The sequence below is a fragment of the Roseinatronobacter domitianus genome, assembly GCF_023336755.1.
Lineage (GTDB): Bacteria > Pseudomonadota > Alphaproteobacteria > Rhodobacterales > Rhodobacteraceae > Roseinatronobacter > Roseinatronobacter domitianus.
The window spans coordinates 1-21,812 of sequence record NZ_JALZWP010000020.1; the positions used below are offsets into that span (position 1 = coordinate 1).

The following is a 21,812-nucleotide window of genomic DNA, read 5'->3' on the forward strand; positions in this document are numbered from 1 at the left end:
ACACCGTAGAACTTCCCGCACCGCACACATCCTGCCCCGCTTTCGGAGGACCAGATCTGCAAACCCTGTTTTGCACAACCGCACAACAAGGCCGCACAAAACCAACCAAACTGGACGGCGCAAGCTTCATGGCCCAATCCCCCAGCAGGGGCCAACCAGAACACCAATTGAGGTTGAACCTATGACGATCGACGTATTCGGGCATATGCCGGATGGGCGCCCAGTGAAACGCATCCGCTTGCGCGCAGGCGACTTGCAGGCACATATCTTGACGCTTGGGGCCATCGTTCAAGACCTGCGGATGGATGGTGTCGCGCACCCGCTGGTGCTGGGAGCAACGACGCTTGCCCCCTATCTTGGCCCGATGCATTATTTTGGCGCGACCGTGGGCCGCTTTGCCAATCGCATTGCACAAGGGCGCTTCAGCCTGGATGGGCAGCTTTACCAGCTTTCACGCAATTTTCGTGGGCGGCATTGCTTGCACGGCGGCCAGATTGGCAGCGCCGAGCGATTGTGGTCGGTCACACAGGTGACGGAAGACAGCGTCACCCTGACACTTGTCCTGCCTGACGGTGATATGGGTTTTCCCGGCAATCTGGAGGTCAGCCTGACCATCAGCCTGTCGGATCGCGCGTTGGGTTTCGACATTCGCGCCACAAGCGACCGCGACACGATTTGCAGCTTTGCGCATCACGGGTATTTCATACTGGATAACAGCGGATCACTGGCACATCATCGTTTGCAGATCGCGGCGGAGGAATACTTGCCGGTTGACGACGATCTGATCCCCACAGGGGATATTGCCCCGGTCCAGAATACCGATTTCGACTTCCGCACGCCACGCGGATTGCGGGACGTGGCGCTGGACCATAATTTCTGCCTATCGCATAGGCGCGAAAACTTGCGCCATGTTGCACGGCTCAGGTCCGATCTGTCCGGCCTGACGCTGGATGTCGAAACCACCGAACCCGGCCTTCAAGTGTATACGGCTCAACATTTACCACAACAGGGTGTGATCGGGCATGATGGGCAAGCCCTTGGGAAACATGCTGGTCTTGCATTAGAGGCACAGGCTTGGCCCGATACCCCCAATCATCCGCACTTTCCGCCTGCCCTTTTGGCAAAAAACGCAACATACTATCATACGACACGCTATGTTTTTGCCACGGCGTGACCCTTGTTAAGGTTTCTGAATGTAGCGTCCGCTAAAGAGTGGTCGGCTGACAGATTTGATCCGTTGCGTTAGGGGTATGTTCCGCTGCGAGCCCAGCCTACAGCCGCTTTGCAACTTGAACCGCCAATGCCACAATGCGGGCCGGCAAATCGGTCATTCGCGGCACGCTTCAAACGCGGTGGGCATCAGAGGTAGGGCCTACGGACCATTCTCGTTTTTGCTTGTCATGAATACCCGACCCAGTGGCGACATTTTAAATTTCGTTAATCTGACTTAGGTCTACGGCTTGTTGGCGTTTAAAATTCCCAAATCACATGAGTTCTGAGCCAAGGTTGCGAACATCGGAGAGCCGCCTTGACCCGTCGTGTCCTGAGCGATGGGCGATGATTGAACCTTTCTGCCTCGGCAAGGCCACGGACCCGGCAAAACCAGTCGCGACCCACGGCTGTTCATGGAAGCCGTGTTGTGGACGCGCGAACCACGCTGGCCATACGGAGCATCGCCCCGGCCATTCCACCGAAATCAAACCGACGCTTTCCTGCCGCGTTCGATAAGGAAACGGACAAATCGCGGCATCTGATCGAAAACTATTTCGGAAGACTCAAGGAAAACAGAGGTCTCGCTCTACGCTCAAGCAAGACAGACCAAAGCGCAAGGCGTTCACCTCATTGGTAGCCGCGATCATCAAACTCGGATGAACGTCAAATGGCCCCAGACTGGGTCATGAATGCGACAGGCTGTCATCTGTGCGATGCGGCGTGACAAGAGCAGTCGCGCGCAGCTTGCCCAAATGCAGCTCAGCCAATTCCTTGGCGTGCTGGGCAAAGGAGGCGTTTCCGCTGACTTGCGCGGCGACGATGGCGCCATCCATCAGCAATGTGAAATACGCCACGGTGCGGTCCGGGTCAGCATCGCCCAAGATTGCAGATTGTGCGGCAATCCACCCGTTCAAATGCGATTTATGCGCCGCAATGATCTTGCGCAGCCGCATGTTCTGCATGTCGAACTCGCCAGCGGCATTGATGAAGGGGCATCCGAAAAAATGCGGGTCGGAAAACCAAAGCTCCAACACATCAAAGAGCGCCAGGAGCTGTGCTTCGGCATCGCCTTGGACCTTGGCGATTTCAGCGAAAAACCATGCCCGCCATGCCGCGCCTTCCCGCTCTAGCACAGCTTCGATAAGCCCGTCTTTATTGCCGAAATGCTTGTAGAGAGATGTCTTTGCCGTTCCTGCCCGGCGCGCGATCGTGTCAACGCCCGTCGCCTGAAAGCCGCCATGGCAAAAGGACCAAGATGCGGCGGCCATCAGTTTTTCGCGCGTTGTGTTGCCGTAGCGGGCAGAACACAGGGTGCGCGCCCCAAGACAGAGCGTCGGATCGGACTCCTGCTGAAGAACAACCTGTGAAGTCGCACCGTCTTCTACGGTCGAGGTCAAGTCATCCATGTTCTGTTCCTACTTTATACCCGTGCCGCCTTCGTCGCCTCGCATACAGACCTGTAGCACGGGTTTCTTCACAACACCATGCAAGCCTGTCCACCGGACGAATCGAGACAAAGAGTAGATACAGATCGGTATCTGCTTTTCTTCAGTAAATTTGCGATTCGATGACTGCCGAGATTCAGAAATGCCCCATTGATGGACATTAAGTAGCCAAAATATAGGCTAAAGCCAAAAATATAGGCCATCTGCGGCGTCTTTCTGGGATACGTAATTTTTGCTTGGACAAAACAGATCGGTATCTACACGCTCAAAGAAAGTGGAACAATACGCATAGTCGGAGTCCGGTATGACAGCTTTCAGCACGATCAAAACCCTCGAATCTGGTGCGATCAAAGGCGATGCGACTGTGCCAGGCGTGTCGCAGAAAGAGCTGTCGGAAAAATCAGGTTCACCCGCGCAAGGTCATGGCGCGCATGTCCAGATAGACGGGTTGCAGCACCGCTATAAGGGGACGGCTGCAAACTGTTTGCAGGATCTGAACTTCAAGGTCGATGCGGGCCAGATCGTGGCATTGGTCGGGCGCTCCGGTTGTGGCAAGTCGACGTTGTTGCACCTTATCGCGGGGCTTATGCAGCCCAGCGTTGGCGGCGTTTATATTAACGGCAACCGCGTGAAATCGACCTGCCCGCGCTGGGTCGTGATGTTTCAGGCCCCGTCGCTTTTTCCGTGGATGACTGTCGCGCAGAATGCCGCCCTTGGCCTGCGCTTTGCCGGACGCACCTCGGAAATCGCAAAACGCGTTCCCGCGCTGTTGGAGTTGGTCGGCCTGACCGCCTTTGCCGACCGCAATGTGCAGGATTTGTCGGGCGGGCAGCAACAGCGGGTGGCACTTGCCCGTTCGCTGGCGACACAGCCCGACCTGTTGTTGCTTGATGAGCCGTTTTCCGCGCTCGACGCCTTCACCCGCCGCGCCCTGCAACAGGATGTGCGCCGCATTGCCAAGGAACTTGGGCTGACGGTGGTGCTGGTCACGCATGACATTACCGAAGCTGCCATCATGGCGGACCGCGCCCTGATTATGGCGCCCGATCCGGGCCGTATCGTGACCGATACCCCGTTGGCCCCCGGCCCCGAGCGCCATCGCGACAGCCCCGAATTTGAGGCAGAGCGCGCGCGCCTTTCCACGCTCTTTGAAGCCACCGCCTGACTGCTCATCCCTCGCCAAGGAGAAACCGATATGAACGAAGATGATCTACGCCGCGCCGAAATGAAATGGGCGAAGGATGCCTATAGTGGTGATTACTCCCGCCGGGGTGCGCTGAACCTGTTCGCGCAAGGCGGGCTGTTCGCCGGGTTGTCGGGCCTGCTGGCCAGCTTGCCACAGATGTCCTATGCGCAAGAGGACGAAAAAGTGCGCATCGGCTATTTGCCCATCACCGATGCCACGGCGCTGTTGGTCGCCCATGCCAATGGTTATTTCAAAGATGAAGGTCTGGACGCCGAAGACCCGACCTTGATCCGAGGCTGGGCGCCCTTGATCGAAGGGTTCGTGGCCAATCGCTTCAACCTGGTGCATTTCCTGAACCCGATCCCGATCTGGATGCGCTACAACAACAACTTTCCCGTCAAGGTGCTGTCCTGGGCGCATACGAACGGGTCCGGCGTTGTTGTCGGCGCGCATACCGACATTACCGATTTCAAAGGCTTGGGCGGCAAGCAGGTGGCCGTGCCCTTCTGGTATTCGATGCACAATATTGTGCTGCAATACGCACTGCGGCAATCGGGCATCACGCCGGTCATTCAGGACCAGTCTGCGCCCTTGGCCGATAACGAATGCAACCTGATGGTGATGCAACCGCCGGAAATGCCGCCAGCCTTGGCCGCCCGCTCGATCGACGCCTACATCGTGGCCGAACCATTCAATGCGATGGGTGAAGTTCTGGCTGGCGCGCGGATGCTGCGCTTTACCGGCGATATCTGGAAAAACCATCCTTGCTGCGTGGTCGCCACCCACGAAGAGGCAATCACCGCCCGGCCCGAATGGGTGCAGGCCGTGACCAATGCCGTGGTGCGCGGCGCGATCTATGCCTCGCAGAACAAGGCAGAGGTTGCGCAGATGATCAGCCGCGACGGCAAGGGCTATCTGCCCGCCCCAGCCGAAGTCGTGATCCGCGCCATGACGCATTACGACACCGCGGAATATGCCGATAGCGGCGCATTGACCCACGCGGATTGGAACAACGGACGGATCGATTTTCAGCCGTGGCCCTACCCAAGCGCCGACGCATTGACGGTCTCTTACTTGCGCGAAACCGTTGTGTCGGGTGACGCGGCCTTCCTAGCCGATCTGGACCCGGCCTTCGTATCCGAGGATCTGGTCGATCGCAGCTTCGTGCGCAAAGCGGTCGAGCGTTTCCCGGAATGGCTGAATGATCCGTCAGTCAATGCAGGCGACCCCTTCACCCGCGAGGAGGTTTTGTCGCTGTGACCGATGCTGCCCTCTCCCAATCCGACCAGCTTCGGTCCGATGCCACCAAGGCCCGGATTGCCATGCTGCAAGGCTGGCTGCGCAGTCTGGCCATCGGGGCGCTGGGTCTGGCCATTCTGGGCGCGTTCTGGGCCTTGGGCGGTTGGTATATCGCCCAATCGCCGGGCATGTTCGCCTTTGCGCAGCTTGCCCCCCTCCCGACGCTGGAACGGCTATGGGACATGGCGCAACGTGGCGAAATTTGGCACATGTCGGCCCCAAGTCTGAACCGTGTGGGCTGGGGGCTTGGCTTTGCCATTCTGATCGGGGTGCCCATGGGCATCCTGATCGGGCGGCTGGCATGGCTGCGCGACCTGTCAAATGCGCCGTTTCAACTGCTGCGGATGATCTCGCCACTCAGCTGGATGCCGATTGCGATCATGGCCTTTGCCACATGGGATGCTGCAATCATCTTCCTGATCTTCGTGGCCTCTGTCTGGCCGATCATGTTTGCCACGGCAGCCGGTGTGAAACGGATTGACCCTGCTTGGCTGAAAGTGTCGCGCAACCTTGGGGCCAACCCGCTGCACATGCTGTTCTATGTCATTTTGCCTGCCATTGCGCAGGACATCATGACGGGCATTCGGCTGGCGCTGGGCATTGCCTGGGTGGTGCTTGTGCCCGCCGAATACCTTGGCGTGTCCTCGGGGCTTGGCTTTGCCATCAACGATGCGCGCGACTCTCTCGATTATGCGCGTCTGGGGGCCACGGTGCTTGTCATCGGGGTCATCGGATACGCGCTCGATTCCCTGTGCTTGCTGGCGATCAAACGCTTCAGCTGGCTGCGCAGTGATACCTGAACCCCAACCCGAAAAGGAGGAATACCATGGGTGAACCCGCAACGGTGCTGACAGGATGTCTGGCGCCGATTGACAGAACCGGGCTGGAAGGCCTGATCGAAAAAGGCAAGGCCGACCCAAAAGCGATCAAGACGCTGTCGTGCAAAACCGTTGCCGAAGGCCGCTTTCGCCATGCCAACTACATTCGCGACCTGCCGCCCTATATCGTGGACGAGCCGCCCGGCCTGCTGGGTGACGACACGGCACCGAACCCATCCGAGGCATCGCTTGCGGCGCTTGGGTCTTGCGTCTGCGTTGGCCTGCACGCCAATGCCGTCCATCGCGGCATTACCGTCAACAAGCTGGAAATCGAGATGGAGGCCGATCTGAACATCACCGCCGTCTGGGGCACGGGCGATCAGTCCGAAAAGCCTGTCGGTTTCACCGATGTTCGCATGAAGGTCGTGATGGAAGCCGACGCCCCGCAAGAGGTGATCGACGAGCTGATCGCGCATGTCGCGAAATGGTCGCCGGTGTTCAACACCTTCTCGCGCCCGGTGAACATGGAAATCGCCGCCGCGTAAGCCGACTATCGGGGCCGCCTGCGCGTGGCGGCCCCGCATCCCACCTCGTCCCCGATGTCTGAGCGCGACAGGCTATCGCATCCATCCCTCAGGAGTTGCTCATGTCTTTAGACCTTGCCACCGCACCGCAAATGCCCGCGCTGGGCCTTCCCGATCCCGAATTCGTGCTGGCCGAAGCCGACCGCATCACCGCCAGTGACCTTGTTCCGCTGGTCCGGGCCATTGACGCCGACGGCGTCTATCCTGAAGCGGTTATGCGCAGCTATGGCGCGGCTGGCGCATTCCAGCGCCACCTGCCCGCCCCCGGCGGCGTTCTGGACCTGGACACAACCATCGCCGCCATGACCCGCGCCGGGCGCGAATGCCTGTCGACGGCGTTTTGCATGTGGTGCCAATCAGCGCTGGGTTGGTATATTTTCAATTCCGACAATACCGAGTTGCAGGACAGCTTGGGTGCCAAGGTCGCCACGGGCGAAGTGCTGGGCGGCACCGGCCTGTCGAACCCGATGAAAACCCTGTTCGGGATAGAATCGATGAAGCTGAAGGCAACCCCGGTCGAGGGTGGCTATACTCTGCGCGGCACCCTGCCGTGGGTCAGCAACATCAATGAAGACGCATGGTTTGCCGTCATCAGCGAAATCCCCGAAGGCCCACGCGCGGGCGAACGGGTGATGATGGTGCTGCATGGGCGCGGCGATGGCGTGAAGCTGGTTTCAAACGACCATTTCGTGGCGCTGGAAGGCACGCGCACCTATGGGGTGCAATGCCGCGATGCGTTCGTGCCAAGCGCCAATGTCATTGCAGACCCGATCAATACCTATGTGCCAAAAATCCGCGGCGGTTTTATCTTGCTGCAATCGGGCATGGCGTTTGGCATGATCGAGGGCTGTATCGCCCTTATGGAACAGGTGCGCGGCCCACTCGGCCATGTGAACCAGCATCTGCCCGACCAGCCCGAGCATTTCCGCGAAAAACTGGACGCCATGAAGGCCGAGGTCGCGGAGCTTTGCAAAACCCCCTACGACCCATCGGACGACTATTTCATCCGGGTCATCAGAGCCCGGCTTGCCGCTGGAGATCTGGCCGTTGCCGCCGCGCATAATGCGATGCTGCATCAGGGCGCGCGGGGATATGTCAGCAATGGCGCGGCGCAGCGCCGTCTGCGCGAAAGCTATTTCGTGGCCATCGTAACCCCCGCCACCAAGCAATTGCGCAAGATGCTGGCGGATATGGGGGCCGAAGCCTGACAGCCCATCCGAAACCAAAACGCCAACAGGGAAAGAGCATGACACACGCACTCATCACACCAGAACAGTTAAAGACTATGGGCGATGTCGTGATTATCGACACGCGCGCGCCAGAAGCCTATGCGGCGGGCCATATTCCCGGTGCGGTTAACCTGCACGAGATATTCACCTTCCTTGCCACCTCTGACCCGGATGGCATTGTGCAAATGACAGAGACATTCGCATCTGCTTTCGGGGCTGCGGGCCTGTCCGGCGCGGAAACCGCGGTCATCTATGAAGGGTCGATGAATACCGGCTTTGGGCAGTCCTGCCGGGGGTATTTCCTGCTCGATTTCCTTGGCTATCCCAAAAAGGCCGTTCTGGATGGCGGAATAGAAGCCTGGGTCGCTGCCGGTCTGCCGCTAAACCGCGAAACGGTCGCACCAGAGCCGGTTGCGTTTCCGGTAGACCCGGCCGGCGCACATGTTTTGCTGACCCGCGATGACATGCTGGCCGCGCTGGATACGGGCGATGCCGCCATTCTGGATGTGCGCGATGTCGATGAATGGATCGCTGAAAGCTCCTCTCCCTATGGCAAGGATTTCTGCCCGCGCAAGGGGCGCATTCCCACCGCGCGCTGGATCGAATGGTATCGGCTGATGAAGCCCACGGGCGATGGTCCGCGCCTGAAATCACCCGACGAAGTGCTGGCCGAGCTGGCAACTGTCGGGATCACCCCGGACATGCCGGTGTACCTCTATTGCTTCAAAGGCGCGCGGGCGTCCAATAGCTATCTGGCGCTGAAACAGGCCGGAGTGGCCGATGTGCGCATCTATTTCGGTAGCTGGAACGAATGGTCGCGCGACCCGTCGCTTCCCATCGAAGAAGGGCGCCCGTTCGCGTCCTGACGCTCTCACCATCCCAACCTGACAACAAGGATCAAACTGATGAAAGACTCTCCCTTCGCAGACCCGATGATGACCAAAGATGATGTTGCCGCGATGGTGTTGGTGGCCAAGAAAAAGCTGGGCCTGAGCTGGGCCGAGATCGCTGAGAAAACCGGGAAATCCGCCGTTTTCACCCATTCAGCGGCCATGGGCCTGAATTCCATGCCCGAAGATGCGGCGCGCAACCTTGTGGCCGCTTTGGGCCTGCCCGAAGATGCGGTCGAGGTGCTGATGGAATATCCGACCAAGATCTGGGAACAGGCCGTGCCGACCGATCCTTGCATCTATCGCCTGTATGAAATCGTCGGTGTCTATGGCCCAACCATGAAGGCCATCATTCAGGAAGAATTCGGTGACGGGATCATGTCGGCCATCGATTTCGACATGGCCATTACCCGCGTGCCGAACCCTAAAGGCGACCGCGTCAAAGTAGAGATGACTGGCAAGTTCTTGAAATATAACGACTGGTAAGGTCGGCTTTCACAAAACACCCCCTGCCCGGCCATGCCGGGCGGGACCAAACAGAAGGCAGGGCGGATGACGCGGACACAGGCAGATTTGGTCATTATCGGCGCAGGTCAGGCGGCGCTTACACTTGCAGAAAGCCTGCGCCGGGCCGGTGACATGCGCAGCATCATCATGCTGGGCGAGGAACCTTTTCCACCTTATCAACGTCCGCCCTTGTCCAAAGCCTACCTGTCCGGAACCATGGCACGCGAGCGGCTTTGGCTTAAGCCGGATGATTGGTATGTGGCCAATGACATTGCGCTACACACGAATGCGCGGGTCGTTCAGATCGCCCGCGAAGATGCCTATGTGATGCTTGAGGGCGGTGATCGGATCGACTACGCCGACCTTGTAATCGCTACAGGCAGCCGCCCCCGTCCGTTTCCGTCAGAGCGCGGTGGCAGCTTGCCCGGCGTGCATATTATCCGTGGCATGGCAGATATCGACCTGCTTGCGCCCGCATTGGACACCATCAAGCGGGTGGTGGTTATTGGCGGTGGCTATATCGGGCTGGAATCGGCGGCGATCTTGCGAAAGCTGGGGGCTGATGTGGCGCTGGTCGAAGCGGGTCCGCGCATCCTTGGGCGGGTCGCCTGTGAGATGACGGCGGACATGATCCGCGCGCTGCATTTGTCGCAGGGTGTAGAGCTGCACGAAGGTGTCGGAGTGACAGAATTGCGGCCCGGACCGGATGGCCATGTCGCATCTGTGCAGCTTGATACCGGAACATCGCTTGGTGCGGATCTGGTCATTGTCGGGATCGGTGGGCTGGCCAATGCGGATCTGGCCCAAGCCTGCGGTTTGGCATGTGCGACAACTGCGAGCGGAGGTATCAGTGTGGATGCCTTGTGTCGCAGTTCCGATCCCCGGATTTTCGCCATAGGGGATGTGGCCTCGTTTGAGCTTGGCGGCCAAACCCTGCGGCTGGAAAGCGTGCAGAATGCCTGCGATCAGGCACGCGCTCTGGCCCAGACACTGGCCGGGACAGACACGCCCTATGCGCCCGTTCCATGGTTCTGGTCCGACCAATACGACATGAAATTGCAGATTGCGGGACTGAACATCGGAGCAGATCAGACGATCTTCCGCCCCGGCAAACGCGCGGGAACCGGGTCTGTGTGGTATTTCCTGAAGGGCAGGTTCATCGCGATAGATGCCTTGTCTGACCCGCGCGCCTATATGACAGGCAAACGACTGCTAGAGCGCGGGGCAGATATTTCGGCCGCAGATGTTGCCGATCCTGAGCACGACATCGCCGCGCTCGCTTCGGCCTAGGTCTTGGGACCGTCTTGAAGTGGCGCAAGCGGTCAAGGCCCTTAATGCGGTGTTGCAGGTTCCAGCGCCGGGACGGCACCAAGTTGCCTGCTCTCCCCCAGAATACGGGGTGCAGGCGCCGGAAAGCTGACCTTGCCGCCCGGAGTATCGACAGTAACACGGCGCAGATGCGGATGCTGCGATAAGGCCGCCATGTCATTGACAGAGGCCAGCGCAATATCGATGCCGTCCAACATCGCAACACAGCTTTGCCAGTCCCGCCTGGCAAACGCGGCACCAACCAGCGCATCCGTTGCGGCGCGGTTGGCGACACGCGCTAGATTGGTGGCAAAGCGCGGATCATCCGCAGCCTCCGGATCGCCAATGAAATCGCGCGCCAGCACCCGCCATTCGCGGTCAGACTGCACGGCCAGCAGGATTGGCGGACCAGATAAGGGGTAAAACACCCCATAGGGTGCAATGGACGGATGTTTCAGCCCCACCCGCGTAGGGCTTGTGCCGCCCTCGTGGTTCAGCAACGGCACCGCAAGCCAATCTGCCATCACATCGAACATGGACACGGAAATGCACGCGCCTTCGCCTGTTATGCCGCGGCGGATCAGCGCCTCTAGAATTGCGGAATGGGCCGTGGCCCCGGTTGCGATATCCACAATGGAAATACCGACACGCGACGGCGCTTCCGGCCCACCGGTCAAGGAACAGAGGCCGGCTTCGGCCTGAATTAACAGATCATATGCCTTGCGGTTGGCAAGCGGGCCATCCTCACCATACCCAGAGATAGAGCAAGAAATCAGCCTTGGATGCTCGCGGTGCAGTTGCGTCAGGTCGAACCCCAGACGCGCCAGCGCACCGGGTTTCAGGTTCTGGATCAGCACATCGGCCCCGGCGATCAATTCGGCAAGCTCTGCTTTTCCGGGCGGAGTTGCCAGATCCAATGTCTTGCTGTGCTTGCCACGGTTCAGCCAGACAAAATAGCTGGACTGGCCAGCCGCCGCAGTGTCATAGCCGCGGGCAAAATCGCCCTCAGGGCGCTCAATCTTGACCACATGCGCACCGGCATCCGCCAGCCGCGATGACGCAAACGGCGCAGCAACCGCCTGCTCCAAGGCAACGACCTTCAGGCCTTCCAGCGGCAGCATCAGAATGACCTCGGCAGATCAAGCACATGTTCGGCCACATAAGACAGGATCAGGTTGGTCGAGATTGGCGCCACCTGATACAGCCGGGTTTCACGGAACTTGCGTTCAATGTCGTATTCATTGGCAAAACCAAAACCGCCATGGAACTGGATACAGGCATTCGCCGCCTCCCAGGAGGCCTTGGCGGCAAGCAATTTGGCCATGTTTGCCTCTGTGCCGCAGGGCGCGCCTGAATCGAACAAGTCGCAGGCTTTCCAGCGCATAAGGTCGGCGGCACATATTTCGATATAGGCTTCCGCGATCGGAAATTGCACGCCCTGGTTCTGGCCGATGGGGCGACCGAAAACCTGCCGCTCCTTTGCGTAGGCGGTCACACGATCGATGAACCAGTAGCCATCGCCGATACACTCTGCCGCGATCAGCGCACGCTCGGCATTCAGGCCCGTCATGATGTATTTGAACCCTTCGCCCTCTTGGCCGATCAGGTTTTCTGCCGGTATCTCCAGGTTGTCGAAGAACAGTTCATTGGTTTCGTGATTCACCATGTTGGCGATGGGCTTTACGGTCATGCCGTTCTGCATCGCATCCTTGATATCAACCAGAAACACCGACAAGCCTTGGGATTTCTTCTTGACCTGCGACAGGGGTGTGGTGCGGGCCAGAAGCAACATCAGGTCGGAATGCTGCACCCGGCTGATCCAGACCTTCTGGCCATTGATGACATAACGGTCATTCTTGCGCACGGCGGTTGTCTTCAGCTTGGTGGTGTCGGTGCCTGTTGTCGGTTCGGTCACGCCCATTGACTGAAGGCGCAATTCTCCAGCCGCAATTCGTGGCAAATACGCTCTGCGTTGCGCCTCGGAGCCGTGGCGCAGCAGCGTGTTCATATTATACATCTGCCCATGGCACGCGCCGGAATTGCCCCCCGAACGGTTGATTTCCTCCATAATCACCGAGGCCTCTGAAAGGCCCAGGCCAGAGCCGCCATACTCCTCCGGGATCAGCGCCGCCATCCATCCAGCGCGGGTCAGCGCGTCCACGAATGCCTCTGGATAGGCGCGTTCTGCGTCTATCTTGCGGTGGTATTCGTCGGGAAATTCCGCGCAGATCGCGCGGATGCCATCGCGAATTTCGATGTAATCTGTGGGGGCCGGTCCAGCCATGTCTTGCTCCGCTTGCAACTTTGCGTCGTCTTGAGTGTCGCAGCCGCTATAGCATCTTGCAAAGATATGTTTATGATAGTCACCATATACAAATGTGATGGAAAAGATGAATCTCCGGCAGCTTCGGTATTTTGTGGCGATTGTCGAGGACGGCTCTATCACCGGGGCCGCCGCGCGGCTGGGTGTGGCGCAACCCGCCCTGTCGCTGCATGTGCGCAACATGGAAGACCGGCTTGGCACAGCGTTGTTGGTGCGCAGTCAGAACGGCGTGAAGCCAACGGATGCGGGCGCGGTTCTGATGCTGCGCGCAAGGGCAATTCTGGAAGATTTCGACCGCGCGCTTGACGAGGTGCAAAGCCATGGCAAACAGCCTTCCGGCACAGTCCGGATTGGTCTGCCCGCCACGATAGGGTCCATCCTTGCGGTGCCGCTGGTGGCACGGTGCAAGGCGATTTATCCCAACCTGCGTCTTGTCGTGGCCGAAGCGATGAGCGGGTTTGTGCGTGACTGGCTGATGGATGGGCAGATTGACCTTGCAGTGGTCTACAGTCCGGTCTCAGAAGCGGGGGTTCATTCCGAAATCTTGCTCGACGAGGAACTTGTGCTGGTCGCAGCGCCAGACGGATGGGCGCAAGACGAATCCGCACAGACCATTTTGGGCCGTAGCCCGCTGATCCTGCCCAGTGGGTCGCACGGGTTGCGCAGGCTACTGGAGCGCGAACTTGGGCTTGCGTCGCACGGGGTGACACCAGTCATAGAGATCGACAGCTATGCCAGCATCAAGCAACTTGTGATTGACCGGCACGGCGCATCGGTTCTGCCCATTCACGCGGTTCAGGCCGAGGTGACGGCAGCACAGTTAGAGGCGCGGCGCTTTCCAGCCCCCGGCCTATGGCGGCGCGCGCATCTGGGCTACCGTTCTTCGCGACCGCTGACGCATTCAGCCAGTTTGGTCTGCGAATTGATCCGCTCTCTTACGGCAGAATTGGTAACAGGCAATGTCTGGGGAGGCGCGCGCATGGCCGACATGCCCGCGCCGCCAGACTCTAACCGTTAGCCAATACTCAGGCGCTTTCCAACGCCGCAACAACGGCATCGCCACAGGCAACCGTCCCGGCCGTGCCGCCCAGATCGGCAGTCCGCTGGGCCGGGTTTGCCAGCACTTTTTCTATGGCGGCAACAATCGCCGCCGCCGCATCGGGGTGGCCCAGATGCTCCAGCATCATCGCGCCGGCCCAGATCTGGCCAACGGGGTTCGCAATACCCTTGCCGGCAATGTCCGGCGCAGAGCCGTGGACCGGTTCGAACAATGATGGATAGTCGCGTTCGGGGTTGATGTTGCCAGAAGGCGCAATCCCAATGGTGCCGGTGCAGGCTGGCCCAAGATCAGACAAGATATCGCCAAACAGATTGGACGCAACGACCACGTCGAACCAGTCGGGGTGCAGCACGAAATGCGCGGTCAGAATGTCTATGTGGAACTTGTCGACCATGACATCCGGGTAGCCCTTGGCCATGTCCACCACCCGTTCGTCCCAATAAGGCATGGTGATGGAAATACCGTTGGACTTGGTTGCAGAGGTCACATGCTTCTTGGGGCGTTGCTGCGCCAGATCGAAGGCGAATTTCAGAACCCGGTCAACGCCAACGCGTGTCATCACGGTTTCCTGCAACACGGTTTCGCGCTCGGTCCCCTCGAAAATGCGACCGCCAATAGAAGAATATTCGCCCTCAGTGTTTTCGCGCACGACCCAGAAATCTATATCACCCGGCTCGCGGCCAGCCAAAGGCGATGGCACGCCCGGCATAAGGCGCACGGGGCGCAGGTTGATATACTGGTCATATTCGCGCCGAAACTTGAGCAAAGACCCCCAGAGAGACACATGGTCGGGCACCGTGTCGGGCCAGCCTACAGCACCAAAATACAGCGCGTCGCTATCGCCAATCCGCGATTTCCAATCATCCGGAAGCATCTGGCCATGGGCCGTGTAATACTCGGCTGACGCGAAATCATGCATGTCAAACTGGAGCCCGATGTCGAATTTGCGCGCGGCGGCTGACAGCACTTTCAGCCCCTCGGGCACAACTTCTGTTCCAATCCCGTCGCCGGGAATAACTGCAATGCGGTAAGAGTTGCGGCTCATGCGGATTGATCCTCTGGTTTGGGGCCATGCTGCGCGATGGCAAGTTTCGTAGCCAACCGGATTGCGGTTATGAACGCGCCGGCATCGGCAATACCCTGCCCGACAATATCATGTGCGGTGCCATGGGCGGGGGTTGTAAAGATAATGGGCAGGCCTGATGTCACCGTCACGCCCTTGTTGAACCCCTTGAGCTTGGTCGCGATCTGGCCCTGGTCATGATACATCGCCAACACGCTGTCATATTCCCCGGCAAACGCCTTCAAATAGACCGTATCGGACGGAAACGGACCATCGCAACAGATACCCTCGGCCTGCGCGGCCTCTACGGCGGGGCGGATGATGTCTATCTCTTCGGTGCCAAACAGCCCGCCTTCGCCATTATGCGGGTTCAGCGCCGCGACAGCAATGCGCGGCGCGGCAATCCCGGCGCGGCGCAACATGGTGTCGGTCAGGTGCAGCGCCTCGCTTATCCGCTCCGGGGTAATCAGATCCAGCGCCTCGCGCAGGCTGACATGAGAGGTGACGCGGCTCATCCATTGCCCGTCCAGCACGTTCATTTCGCGAAATACGCCGTTGAAACCCAGCAAATGCGCAAAAAGCTGATGCTCGTCCTTGAAGCGCCAGCCCCCGTCAAACATTGCCTTCTTGTGCAAGGGCGCAAAACAAATGCCATGGGCATGGCCCGCGCGCGCGATGTCCACCGCGGCCTTCAAGGTATCGCCCACCCGCGCGCCAATTTCGGGGTCGGGCGCCCCCAGCACGAACTTGGCCGGGTCCATATTGCCAAGGTCTATCATGGGAATGGCGCTCTGGTCGTGCCGGGCATCCTCGGCGCTGCGGATCAGGTCAATCGTTAATGAAACACCGGCCTGGGTCATCCCCATCTCCAGGACACGGCGGTCCCCCAGCACCACAATATCGGCACTGTCACGGATATCGCTTTGCGCAAGGATTCGGGCCGTCATCTCTGGCCCGATCCCGGTCGGGTCGCCTGTTGTCAGCACAAGCGTTGGGCGAAACTCATCTGTCATGTCCGTGGTCCCTTATTGTATCATTCAGGCCGGATCGCGCCATGTCAGCAAGTCCATCAGAACGCTGACATCTGGCAGCGTCTCTACCTTTGCGACAGTGTCAATCAGCGCTTGCTGCCGTGTCTCTGACAAAAGCCCGGCGGCGCAATCATTGAACTTGCCAGCCAGTTCAGCATCGCTCAGCGGATTATGCGGGCTGCCACGATAATTCTCATCCGCCCAGCGCGAAAGGGTGCGCCCATCGCGTGTGACAACATCAATCCGAGAGCGTATCCTGTCCCATCCCATCGCCTCTATCTCGGCGTCAAACCGGGTCTCTATGCGGCGCTGCATGGATTGGCAGCCGTCAGAGGCCACGAATTCGTCGGTGAACTCTGTCTTGCCCGCGCTGCCCCGCAAAATGATCGCAGAGAGCAGGAAAGCGAAGGAAAACTTGCCCTCCAGCTCGGTTTGAGCAACGTGATAGCGGATCGGGCCAAGGACGTTGCTGCCTGCATTCAACGTGACCTTTTCAATATCGTCCGGGGTCAGCCCTTCTTCGGCCATCAGAAATTTCATCGCATCCATGCTCGGGTGGGTCAGCACGCCAGAGGGATATGGCTTTATGCTGACACCGGGTGACAACATGGCATGCGGCGCACCGAACCTGTCGCGCACTTGCGACGGATCACCGCCAGGCCCGGCAATCGCCAGATACCCCCAACGCCCGTCAAGCGCCTCTTCGTTAGATGACAGCCCTTCGCGCGCCAGCAACGCAGCGGTCACACCGTTCTGGGCGGCGCGGCCAACATGCAGCGGTTTGGTCATTGTCCCGAAGCCGGCGCGAATGCCAGATGCCATGGACGCCGCAATGCCCAAGGCGCGCGCAGTGGTCGCAGCATCCAGCCCCAACATATGCGAGGCAGCGGCGGCAGCGGCAAAGGTTCCAATCGTCCCGGAGGTGTGGAATCCCCTCATGTAATGGTCGGGATCAATGGCTTCGGCCACCTTGCAGCCCACCTCGAACCCAGCGGTAAAGGCGCCAACCAGTTTCATGCCGGTAACTGGCGCGCCAGTTTCCAGCGCCACAAGATCAGCCAGCACCAGCGCTGCGGTCAGCGGTGGAACGGTGGGGTGCATCAGCAGCCCATAGGGGCGCCCCGGCCCCTCTGCCAATTGTGTATCATCCCAATCCATTGCGTGGCCTGCCGTTCCGGCCCAAAGCGCAGCGGCGGGCGCGGGCAGACGCAGGCCGCTCAACCCCAGAACGCGCGCCTGCCCGGACCCGCCAATCGTTGTAAGATGCCGCAGAAGCGGTGCCATTCCGGGCTGGTCGGTTCCGGCGATCATAACTGCCAAACCATCCAGAATGCAGCGGCGCGCAAGATGCAGGGTTTCGGCATCTAGCGCCGTTGCGCTGTGCCCAACAGTAAAACGCACGGCAGCATCGGTCAGGCCGGACAGGTGGTCCCAGCTTGCGCCTTCGGTCTGAATGGTCATGTGGGTTCTCCTTTGCGCGGTCGTGCCTTGCAGCGGAACGACCAGATATTCCATTGCCATCTAAGTGGCATCCAACCTTGTAAATTGTCAACAATAGTGTTGCGATTTTGCGCATTTCAGAATTAAATGTCCGCAAAGCTGCATCCAGCAACCCGGGCAACGACAGAGACTCGGTTTCTTTTGTTCTTTTATTTAAAGATATGGCCGGGAATTCACAGTCTGCGGAGCGAAGGATGCTTGGGCAGGTTTGTCTACAATACAGGAGATCCACAATGCAGAACGAGATGCCGGAATTGACGCAACCAACACGGTTGATGGAGGGGTTTCGCTACGAACGCATGCGCAGCTCTGGCGCAGAGATCAACGTCGCAATCGCCGGGGACGGGCCGCCTTTGCTATTGCTGCATGGCAATCCGCTGACCCATGTAAGCTGGCACAAGATCGCGCCTGCGCTTGCCCAGAGCTTTACGGTCATCGCGCCCGATCTGCGCGGCTATGGTGACAGTTCCAAGCCTGACGGCGGCGCAGAGCATGAAGCCTACAGCTTTCGGGCAATGGCGCAGGATTTTCTGGAGATCATGACAACGCTGGGGTTTGACCGCTTTGCGGTTGCGGGCCATGACCGCGGCGCGCGCGTTGCCTTTCGTTTGGCGCTGGATGCCCCAGAGCGCATTACCAAGATCGCCGCACTCGATATTGTGCCGACCTACAATGTGCTCTCTCAGGTCAGCCTTGGTTGGGGGCTGGAAGCCTATCACTGGTTTTTCATGGCACAAAAAGCGCCGTTTCCCGAAGACCTGCTATCGGCTGACCCGGAATATTACATCCGCTACAAGCTGAACAAGAAGAATGTCGGCCTAGAGATTTTCACACCAGAGGCGATGGCAGAATACATCCGCTGCACCACACGCGACCAAATTCATGCGGTCTGCGAGGATTACCGCGCCACGGTCACGCTGGATTTCGAGATGGACAAAAGCGACCATGCCGCGAACCGCAAGATTAACTGCCCGGTGATGGTTTTATGGGGCAGCAACAGCCATTGCGGGCGCCATTTCAAGCCGCTGGAAGCCTGGGGCGAATGGGCTGACAATGTGCGCGGCGCGGCAATCCCGACCGGGCATTACCCGGCAGAACATCGGCCAGACATTGTCTACAGGGCATTTTGGCAGTTCTTTTCCGGTCAGGAACCAGATTTCGGGGGCGAGCCATGAAGGTCGTAACACCACAAGAGGCCTCGAACCTGTTTCATGCCGGTGGCGAGGTAGCGTTTCTGGACGTGCGCGAGGCTGGACAATTTGGCGAGGCGCATCCGCTGTTTGCAATCCCCCTGCCCTTTTCCGTGCTCGAGAGCCGCGTTCAAAAATTGGTTCCTCGCCGCGATGTGCCTGTCCTGCTGCTGGATGCCGGTGACGACATTTCCACGCGTGCGGCGCAATGCCTTGCGGCGTTGGGCTACACAAACCTGCACATAATCGCGGGCGGAATGCCCGGTTGGGCCGCAGCAGGCTTGGGTGTGTATAAAGGGGTCAATGTGCCATCGAAAACGCTGGGAGAGTTGGCGGAAGAACTTTGGCACCCGAACATGATTACCCCGCAGGAACTGGCGCAATGGGCCAATGCCAAGCAAGATTTCAGCTTCTTTGACGCGCGCCCGCCGGCGGAATATCAGAAGATGCGGGTTCCGGGGTCTGTCTGTTTGCCGAACGCAGAGTTGGCCCATCGTGCCGCAAGCCTGGGCGTTCTGGAGCAAGCGCCACTGGTTATTACCTGTGCAGGCCGCACGCGCGGCATTGTCGGCGCAATCGGGATGCGGATAGCGGGGTATGGCGGGCCGGTCATGGCTTTGGAAAACGGAACCCAAGGCTGGGCGCTGGCAGGCGAAACACTGGAGCGCGGCGCCACGGCCGCCCCCTTCCCTTCGCTCGACGCCGCCGCCGCAAACGCATCGCGGCAAGCGGCAGATCGGATTATCGCCCAATTTGGTCTGACAGAGGTCACGATCGAGGAAGCCGCCGCCCTTTTGCGCGATCAGGGGCGGACGAGCTACCTGTTTGATACGCGCTCGGCGTTGGAAGCGGAAAATGACCCTGTTCCGGGCGCAGTGCATGCACCCAGCGGGCAGGTCACGCAGGCCACAGATCAATGGATCGGCGCCCTTCGGTCGCGCGTGGTGTTGTGTTGTGATACCGGGCTTCGCTCGGCGCTGGCTGGGTTCTGGTTGAAACAACTGGGCTATGACGTGTTCGTGCTGCGCTTGACGGCGGATCGGTCTGCCCTGCCAAACCCAGCCCCGGACACGCAGCCGCCGTCCTTGCCAACACTGACCGCGCAGGATGCGCTTCAGGCACTTGCGGACGGTGCGGTGCTGGTGGACTTGCGCGGCTCCATGGCGTTCCGCAAGGCTCATGTCGCCCAGGCAATCTGGGCCTGTCGGCCCGGTTTGGCTGCGGCACTCTCCGGGCATGAGGACCGATTGGTGTTGTTGCTGGCCGATGACATGACCCAAACCGCTTGGGTGGCGCAAGACCTGCACAAGGCCGGGCATGCCCGCGTCATGGCGGTTGCAGGCGGCATGGACGCGCTGGTGCAAGCAGGCGCGCCCCTTGTGTCAAGCCCCGACATCCCGGCTGATGAACGCTGCATTGACCATCTGTTCTTTGTGCATGACCGCCATGATGGGAACCTTGATGCCTCACGCCGCTATCTGGAATGGGAAACCGGCCTTGTCGCGCAATTGAGCAAGGCCGAGCGTGAAGAATACCATCTGATCGCACCGTGAGATCCAGCCGGAGCAGTATTCATAGCAAAAAGGCCCGGAAGTTCCGGGCCTTTTTCATGGAATGATACTCGGGTCAGCACAGACGCGCTCAGCTTGCGCCCATCTGCACACCTGCCTTGCGCTTGCGCCGCATTTTGGAAAATGCAGACAATCCGAAGGACACCACCATTAAAGCCAGAATAAGCAACGCGCCCGGACGTTCTAACGCATAGGCCAGTTCGCCCCCGCTAATCTGGTAGGTCCGCAACAGGTTACCTTCGACAAGATTGCCCAGAATAAGCCCCACAACAGCGGCTGCCACCGGATAGTTGTAGCGCACCATTCCCCAACCGATGACCGAGAAAACCGCCAGCGTGATCGGGCCAGACGCAGTGCCATTGATCGCATAAGACCCAAACAGCGCCACCACCAGAACACTGGGGATAAGATACCGCATCGGCACCCTGACAATGTAGCTGGCAATGTAGACAAACCCCAGCCCCACGCCCAGCAACAGCAGCGCCTGTGCAAAATTCGACATGATGATCGCATAAACAACGTCTTTGTTATTGGCGATAAAGCTGGGGCCACCGACCACATTGTGCATCGCAAAGGCGGCCAGCAGGATTGCCGTTGCCCCACCGCCGGGAATACCAAGCGCCAGCATTGTCGCCATAGCCCCCCCTTCGGAAGACGAGTTGGCACTTTCGGCGGCAATCACGCCCTTTGGGTTGCCTTTGCCGAAAGTGTCACCATCCGGCGCATTGCGGCGGGCTTCCGAATAAGACAGCAGGTTCGAAATTGACGAACCAACACCGGGGATCGAACCGATCACCACCCCGATAAGTGCCCCACGTCCAATGATCGTCTTGTGCTGGAATGCTTCACGAAATCCGCCCGTGATCTTGCGCATGGAGATCCTGCGCAAATCTTCGTCTTCGATCAGGTGTTTGGTATTCACAAGGTTCAGAAGTTGACTTGCGGCAAGCAGGCCCATCATCGCAGGGATGGTCGGGACACCATCGAGCAGCCACGGAATATCCATAGTGCCGCGAATGTATCCGGCAGAGTTCATGCCGACCGTGCCCAGCAACAAGCCGAATGTCCCCGCCAGCAGCCCACGCGCAATGGACTCTCCGGCCAGAGAACCAAGCAGCATCAGGCCCCATATCGCAACAAAGAACAGCTCTAACGGGCCCATCTTCAGCACGATGCCCGAAACCGGTTCGATCAGGAACATGAGCAGGATGTAGCTGACCAGCGTTCCTATGACAGACGAGGCCAGCGCGATGCCCAGCGCCTCATTGTGGCGACCTTGCCGCGACATGGGATAGCCATCAAAGGTTGTCGCGACGGCAGAGGATGTGCCGGGAATATTCATCAAGATGGCCGGAACGGACCCACCAAACCCTGCGCCCGTATAGATCGAGGTCAGAAAGATGATCGCTGGCAGGAAATCCATATAAAGCGTCATGGGCAGGAAGATTGCCATGGCCATCGTGATCGAAATGCCCGGCATGGACCCAAAGAACAGCCCCAACAGCAGGCCGGGGATCACGAAAATCCACGCTGACCATGAAGAGGACAGGATTGTAAACGCATCGCTAAGTTCGGCGAGATCGATCATGAATGGGC

At 59.3% G+C, this 21,812-nt stretch carries 20 protein-coding genes; 13 read left to right on the forward strand and 7 right to left on the reverse strand.

Annotation, left to right across the window (positions count from 1 at the left end; all coding sequences use genetic code 11):
* A partial coding sequence (locus M3N55_RS16815; protein WP_346429278.1) for an SMP-30/gluconolactonase/LRE family protein occupies positions 1–185 on the forward strand: 185 nt, incomplete at its 5' end.
* Positions 182–1,174: an aldose epimerase family protein gene (locus M3N55_RS14630; protein ID WP_249060419.1), complete on the forward strand. Its 993-nt coding sequence runs from the start codon at positions 182–184 to the stop codon at positions 1,172–1,174. The genes M3N55_RS16815 and M3N55_RS14630, both read left to right, overlap by 4 nt.
* 721 nt (positions 1,175–1,895) lie before the next feature.
* On the opposite strand, the gene M3N55_RS14635 is transcribed toward M3N55_RS14630, so the two are convergent.
* Positions 1,896–2,618, reverse strand: a complete 723-nt coding sequence (locus M3N55_RS14635; protein WP_249060420.1) for a TetR/AcrR family transcriptional regulator — start codon at positions 2,616–2,618, stop codon at positions 1,896–1,898.
* A 343-nt stretch (positions 2,619–2,961) separates the two neighbouring features.
* Here M3N55_RS14635 and M3N55_RS14640 point away from each other — a divergent pair, with 343 nt between their 5' ends.
* From M3N55_RS14640 to M3N55_RS14675, 8 genes are all read left to right on the forward strand, one after another.
* Positions 2,962–3,822: an ABC transporter ATP-binding protein gene (locus M3N55_RS14640; protein WP_249060422.1), complete on the forward strand. Its 861-nt coding sequence runs from the start codon at positions 2,962–2,964 to the stop codon at positions 3,820–3,822.
* Between the two features lie 30 nt (positions 3,823–3,852).
* Positions 3,853–5,103 (forward strand): ABC transporter substrate-binding protein, encoded by a 1,251-nt coding sequence (locus tag M3N55_RS14645; RefSeq protein ID WP_249060424.1) that lies wholly within the window; start codon positions 3,853–3,855, stop codon positions 5,101–5,103.
* Positions 5,100–5,942, forward strand: a complete 843-nt coding sequence (locus M3N55_RS14650) for an ABC transporter permease (RefSeq protein ID WP_249060426.1) — start codon at positions 5,100–5,102, stop codon at positions 5,940–5,942. Before M3N55_RS14645 ends, M3N55_RS14650 begins: the two co-directional genes overlap by 4 nt.
* 26 nt (positions 5,943–5,968) lie before the next feature.
* Positions 5,969–6,505 (forward strand): OsmC family protein, encoded by a 537-nt coding sequence (locus M3N55_RS14655; protein ID WP_249060428.1) that lies wholly within the window; start codon positions 5,969–5,971, stop codon positions 6,503–6,505.
* A 101-nt stretch (positions 6,506–6,606) separates the two neighbouring features.
* Positions 6,607–7,752: an acyl-CoA dehydrogenase family protein gene (locus M3N55_RS14660; RefSeq protein ID WP_249060430.1), complete on the forward strand. Its 1,146-nt coding sequence runs from the start codon at positions 6,607–6,609 to the stop codon at positions 7,750–7,752.
* A 38-nt stretch (positions 7,753–7,790) separates the two neighbouring features.
* Complete coding sequence (locus tag M3N55_RS14665) at positions 7,791–8,639, forward strand: sulfurtransferase (protein WP_249060432.1); 849 nt, start codon at positions 7,791–7,793, stop codon at positions 8,637–8,639.
* 39 nt (positions 8,640–8,678) lie between these two features.
* The gene (gene cynS, locus M3N55_RS14670) at positions 8,679–9,149 is read left to right on the forward strand and encodes a cyanase (protein WP_249060433.1); all 471 of its coding nucleotides are present in this window, start codon (positions 8,679–8,681) and stop codon (positions 9,147–9,149) included.
* Between the two features lie 66 nt (positions 9,150–9,215).
* Positions 9,216–10,460: an NAD(P)/FAD-dependent oxidoreductase gene (locus tag M3N55_RS14675; protein WP_249060444.1), complete on the forward strand. Its 1,245-nt coding sequence runs from the start codon at positions 9,216–9,218 to the stop codon at positions 10,458–10,460.
* 41 nt (positions 10,461–10,501) lie between these two features.
* Here M3N55_RS14675 and M3N55_RS14680 read toward each other — a convergent pair whose 3' ends face one another.
* Both M3N55_RS14680 and M3N55_RS14685 read right to left on the reverse strand, forming a co-directional pair.
* Positions 10,502–11,599, reverse strand: coding sequence for a CaiB/BaiF CoA transferase family protein (locus M3N55_RS14680; RefSeq protein ID WP_249060445.1), 1,098 nt, complete (start codon positions 11,597–11,599; stop codon positions 10,502–10,504).
* On the reverse strand, positions 11,599–12,762 hold the full coding sequence (locus M3N55_RS14685) for an acyl-CoA dehydrogenase family protein (RefSeq protein WP_249060447.1): 1,164 nt from the start codon (positions 12,760–12,762) through the stop codon (positions 11,599–11,601). Before M3N55_RS14685 ends, M3N55_RS14680 begins: the two co-directional genes overlap by 1 nt.
* Positions 12,763–12,868: 106 nt before the next feature.
* Between M3N55_RS14685 and M3N55_RS14690 the strand changes: the two genes are divergently transcribed.
* The gene (locus M3N55_RS14690; RefSeq protein WP_249060450.1) at positions 12,869–13,819 is read left to right on the forward strand and encodes a LysR family transcriptional regulator; all 951 of its coding nucleotides are present in this window, start codon (positions 12,869–12,871) and stop codon (positions 13,817–13,819) included.
* A gap of 7 nt (positions 13,820–13,826) precedes the next feature.
* Here M3N55_RS14690 and M3N55_RS14695 read toward each other — a convergent pair whose 3' ends face one another.
* The 3 genes from M3N55_RS14695 to M3N55_RS14705 are packed head-to-tail and all read right to left on the reverse strand — an operon-like array spanning position 13,827 to position 17,416.
* Complete coding sequence (locus M3N55_RS14695; protein ID WP_249060452.1) at positions 13,827–14,906, reverse strand: tartrate dehydrogenase; 1,080 nt, start codon at positions 14,904–14,906, stop codon at positions 13,827–13,829.
* A complete protein-coding gene (locus M3N55_RS14700) occupies positions 14,903–15,937 on the reverse strand; it encodes a PdxA family dehydrogenase (protein WP_249060455.1) in 1,035 nt (344 codons plus the stop codon). Before M3N55_RS14700 ends, M3N55_RS14695 begins: the two co-directional genes overlap by 4 nt.
* Before the next feature lie 24 nt (positions 15,938–15,961).
* Positions 15,962–17,416, reverse strand: a complete 1,455-nt coding sequence (locus tag M3N55_RS14705) for an MmgE/PrpD family protein (RefSeq protein ID WP_249060456.1) — start codon at positions 17,414–17,416, stop codon at positions 15,962–15,964.
* A 272-nt stretch (positions 17,417–17,688) separates the two neighbouring features.
* On the opposite strand from M3N55_RS14705, the gene M3N55_RS14710 reads away from it, so the two are divergent.
* Together M3N55_RS14710 and M3N55_RS14715 are read left to right on the forward strand one after the other, a co-directional pair.
* Positions 17,689–18,630: an alpha/beta fold hydrolase gene (locus M3N55_RS14710; RefSeq protein WP_249060459.1), complete on the forward strand. Its 942-nt coding sequence runs from the start codon at positions 17,689–17,691 to the stop codon at positions 18,628–18,630.
* Positions 18,627–20,198: a rhodanese-like domain-containing protein gene (locus tag M3N55_RS14715; RefSeq protein ID WP_249060462.1), complete on the forward strand. Its 1,572-nt coding sequence runs from the start codon at positions 18,627–18,629 to the stop codon at positions 20,196–20,198. Before M3N55_RS14710 ends, M3N55_RS14715 begins: the two co-directional genes overlap by 4 nt.
* A gap of 88 nt (positions 20,199–20,286) precedes the next feature.
* On the opposite strand, the gene M3N55_RS14720 is transcribed toward M3N55_RS14715, so the two are convergent.
* Entirely contained in the window at positions 20,287–21,804 is a 1,518-nt protein-coding gene (locus M3N55_RS14720; RefSeq protein WP_249060463.1) for a tripartite tricarboxylate transporter permease, read from the reverse strand.
* Between the last annotated feature and the right edge of the window lie 8 nt (positions 21,805–21,812).

Bases quoted from the DNA above. Each gene is read 5' to 3' on its own strand.
- M3N55_RS14630 (WP_249060419.1), top strand. From the start codon at position 182: ATGACGATCGACGTATTCGGGCATATGCCGGATGGGCGCCCAGTGAAA.
- M3N55_RS14635 (WP_249060420.1), bottom strand. From the start codon at position 2,618: ATGGATGACTTGACCTCGACCGTAGAAGACGGTGCGACTTCACAGGTT.
- M3N55_RS14640 (WP_249060422.1), top strand. From the start codon at position 2,962: ATGACAGCTTTCAGCACGATCAAAACCCTCGAATCTGGTGCGATCAAA.
- M3N55_RS14645 (WP_249060424.1), top strand. From the start codon at position 3,853: ATGAACGAAGATGATCTACGCCGCGCCGAAATGAAATGGGCGAAGGAT.
- M3N55_RS14655 (WP_249060428.1), top strand. From the start codon at position 5,969: ATGGGTGAACCCGCAACGGTGCTGACAGGATGTCTGGCGCCGATTGAC.
- M3N55_RS14660 (WP_249060430.1), top strand. From the start codon at position 6,607: ATGTCTTTAGACCTTGCCACCGCACCGCAAATGCCCGCGCTGGGCCTT.
- M3N55_RS14665 (WP_249060432.1), top strand. From the start codon at position 7,791: ATGACACACGCACTCATCACACCAGAACAGTTAAAGACTATGGGCGAT.
- cynS (WP_249060433.1), top strand. From the start codon at position 8,679: ATGAAAGACTCTCCCTTCGCAGACCCGATGATGACCAAAGATGATGTT.
- M3N55_RS14675 (WP_249060444.1), top strand. From the start codon at position 9,216: ATGACGCGGACACAGGCAGATTTGGTCATTATCGGCGCAGGTCAGGCG.
- M3N55_RS14680 (WP_249060445.1), bottom strand. From the start codon at position 11,599: ATGCTGCCGCTGGAAGGCCTGAAGGTCGTTGCCTTGGAGCAGGCGGTT.
- M3N55_RS14685 (WP_249060447.1), bottom strand. From the start codon at position 12,762: ATGGCTGGACCGGCCCCCACAGATTACATCGAAATTCGCGATGGCATC.
- M3N55_RS14690 (WP_249060450.1), top strand. From the start codon at position 12,869: ATGAATCTCCGGCAGCTTCGGTATTTTGTGGCGATTGTCGAGGACGGC.
- M3N55_RS14695 (WP_249060452.1), bottom strand. From the start codon at position 14,906: ATGAGCCGCAACTCTTACCGCATTGCAGTTATTCCCGGCGACGGGATT.
- M3N55_RS14700 (WP_249060455.1), bottom strand. From the start codon at position 15,937: ATGACAGATGAGTTTCGCCCAACGCTTGTGCTGACAACAGGCGACCCG.
- M3N55_RS14705 (WP_249060456.1), bottom strand. From the start codon at position 17,416: ATGACCATTCAGACCGAAGGCGCAAGCTGGGACCACCTGTCCGGCCTG.
- M3N55_RS14710 (WP_249060459.1), top strand. From the start codon at position 17,689: ATGCAGAACGAGATGCCGGAATTGACGCAACCAACACGGTTGATGGAG.
- M3N55_RS14715 (WP_249060462.1), top strand. From the start codon at position 18,627: ATGAAGGTCGTAACACCACAAGAGGCCTCGAACCTGTTTCATGCCGGT.
- M3N55_RS14720 (WP_249060463.1), bottom strand. From the start codon at position 21,804: ATGATCGATCTCGCCGAACTTAGCGATGCGTTTACAATCCTGTCCTCT.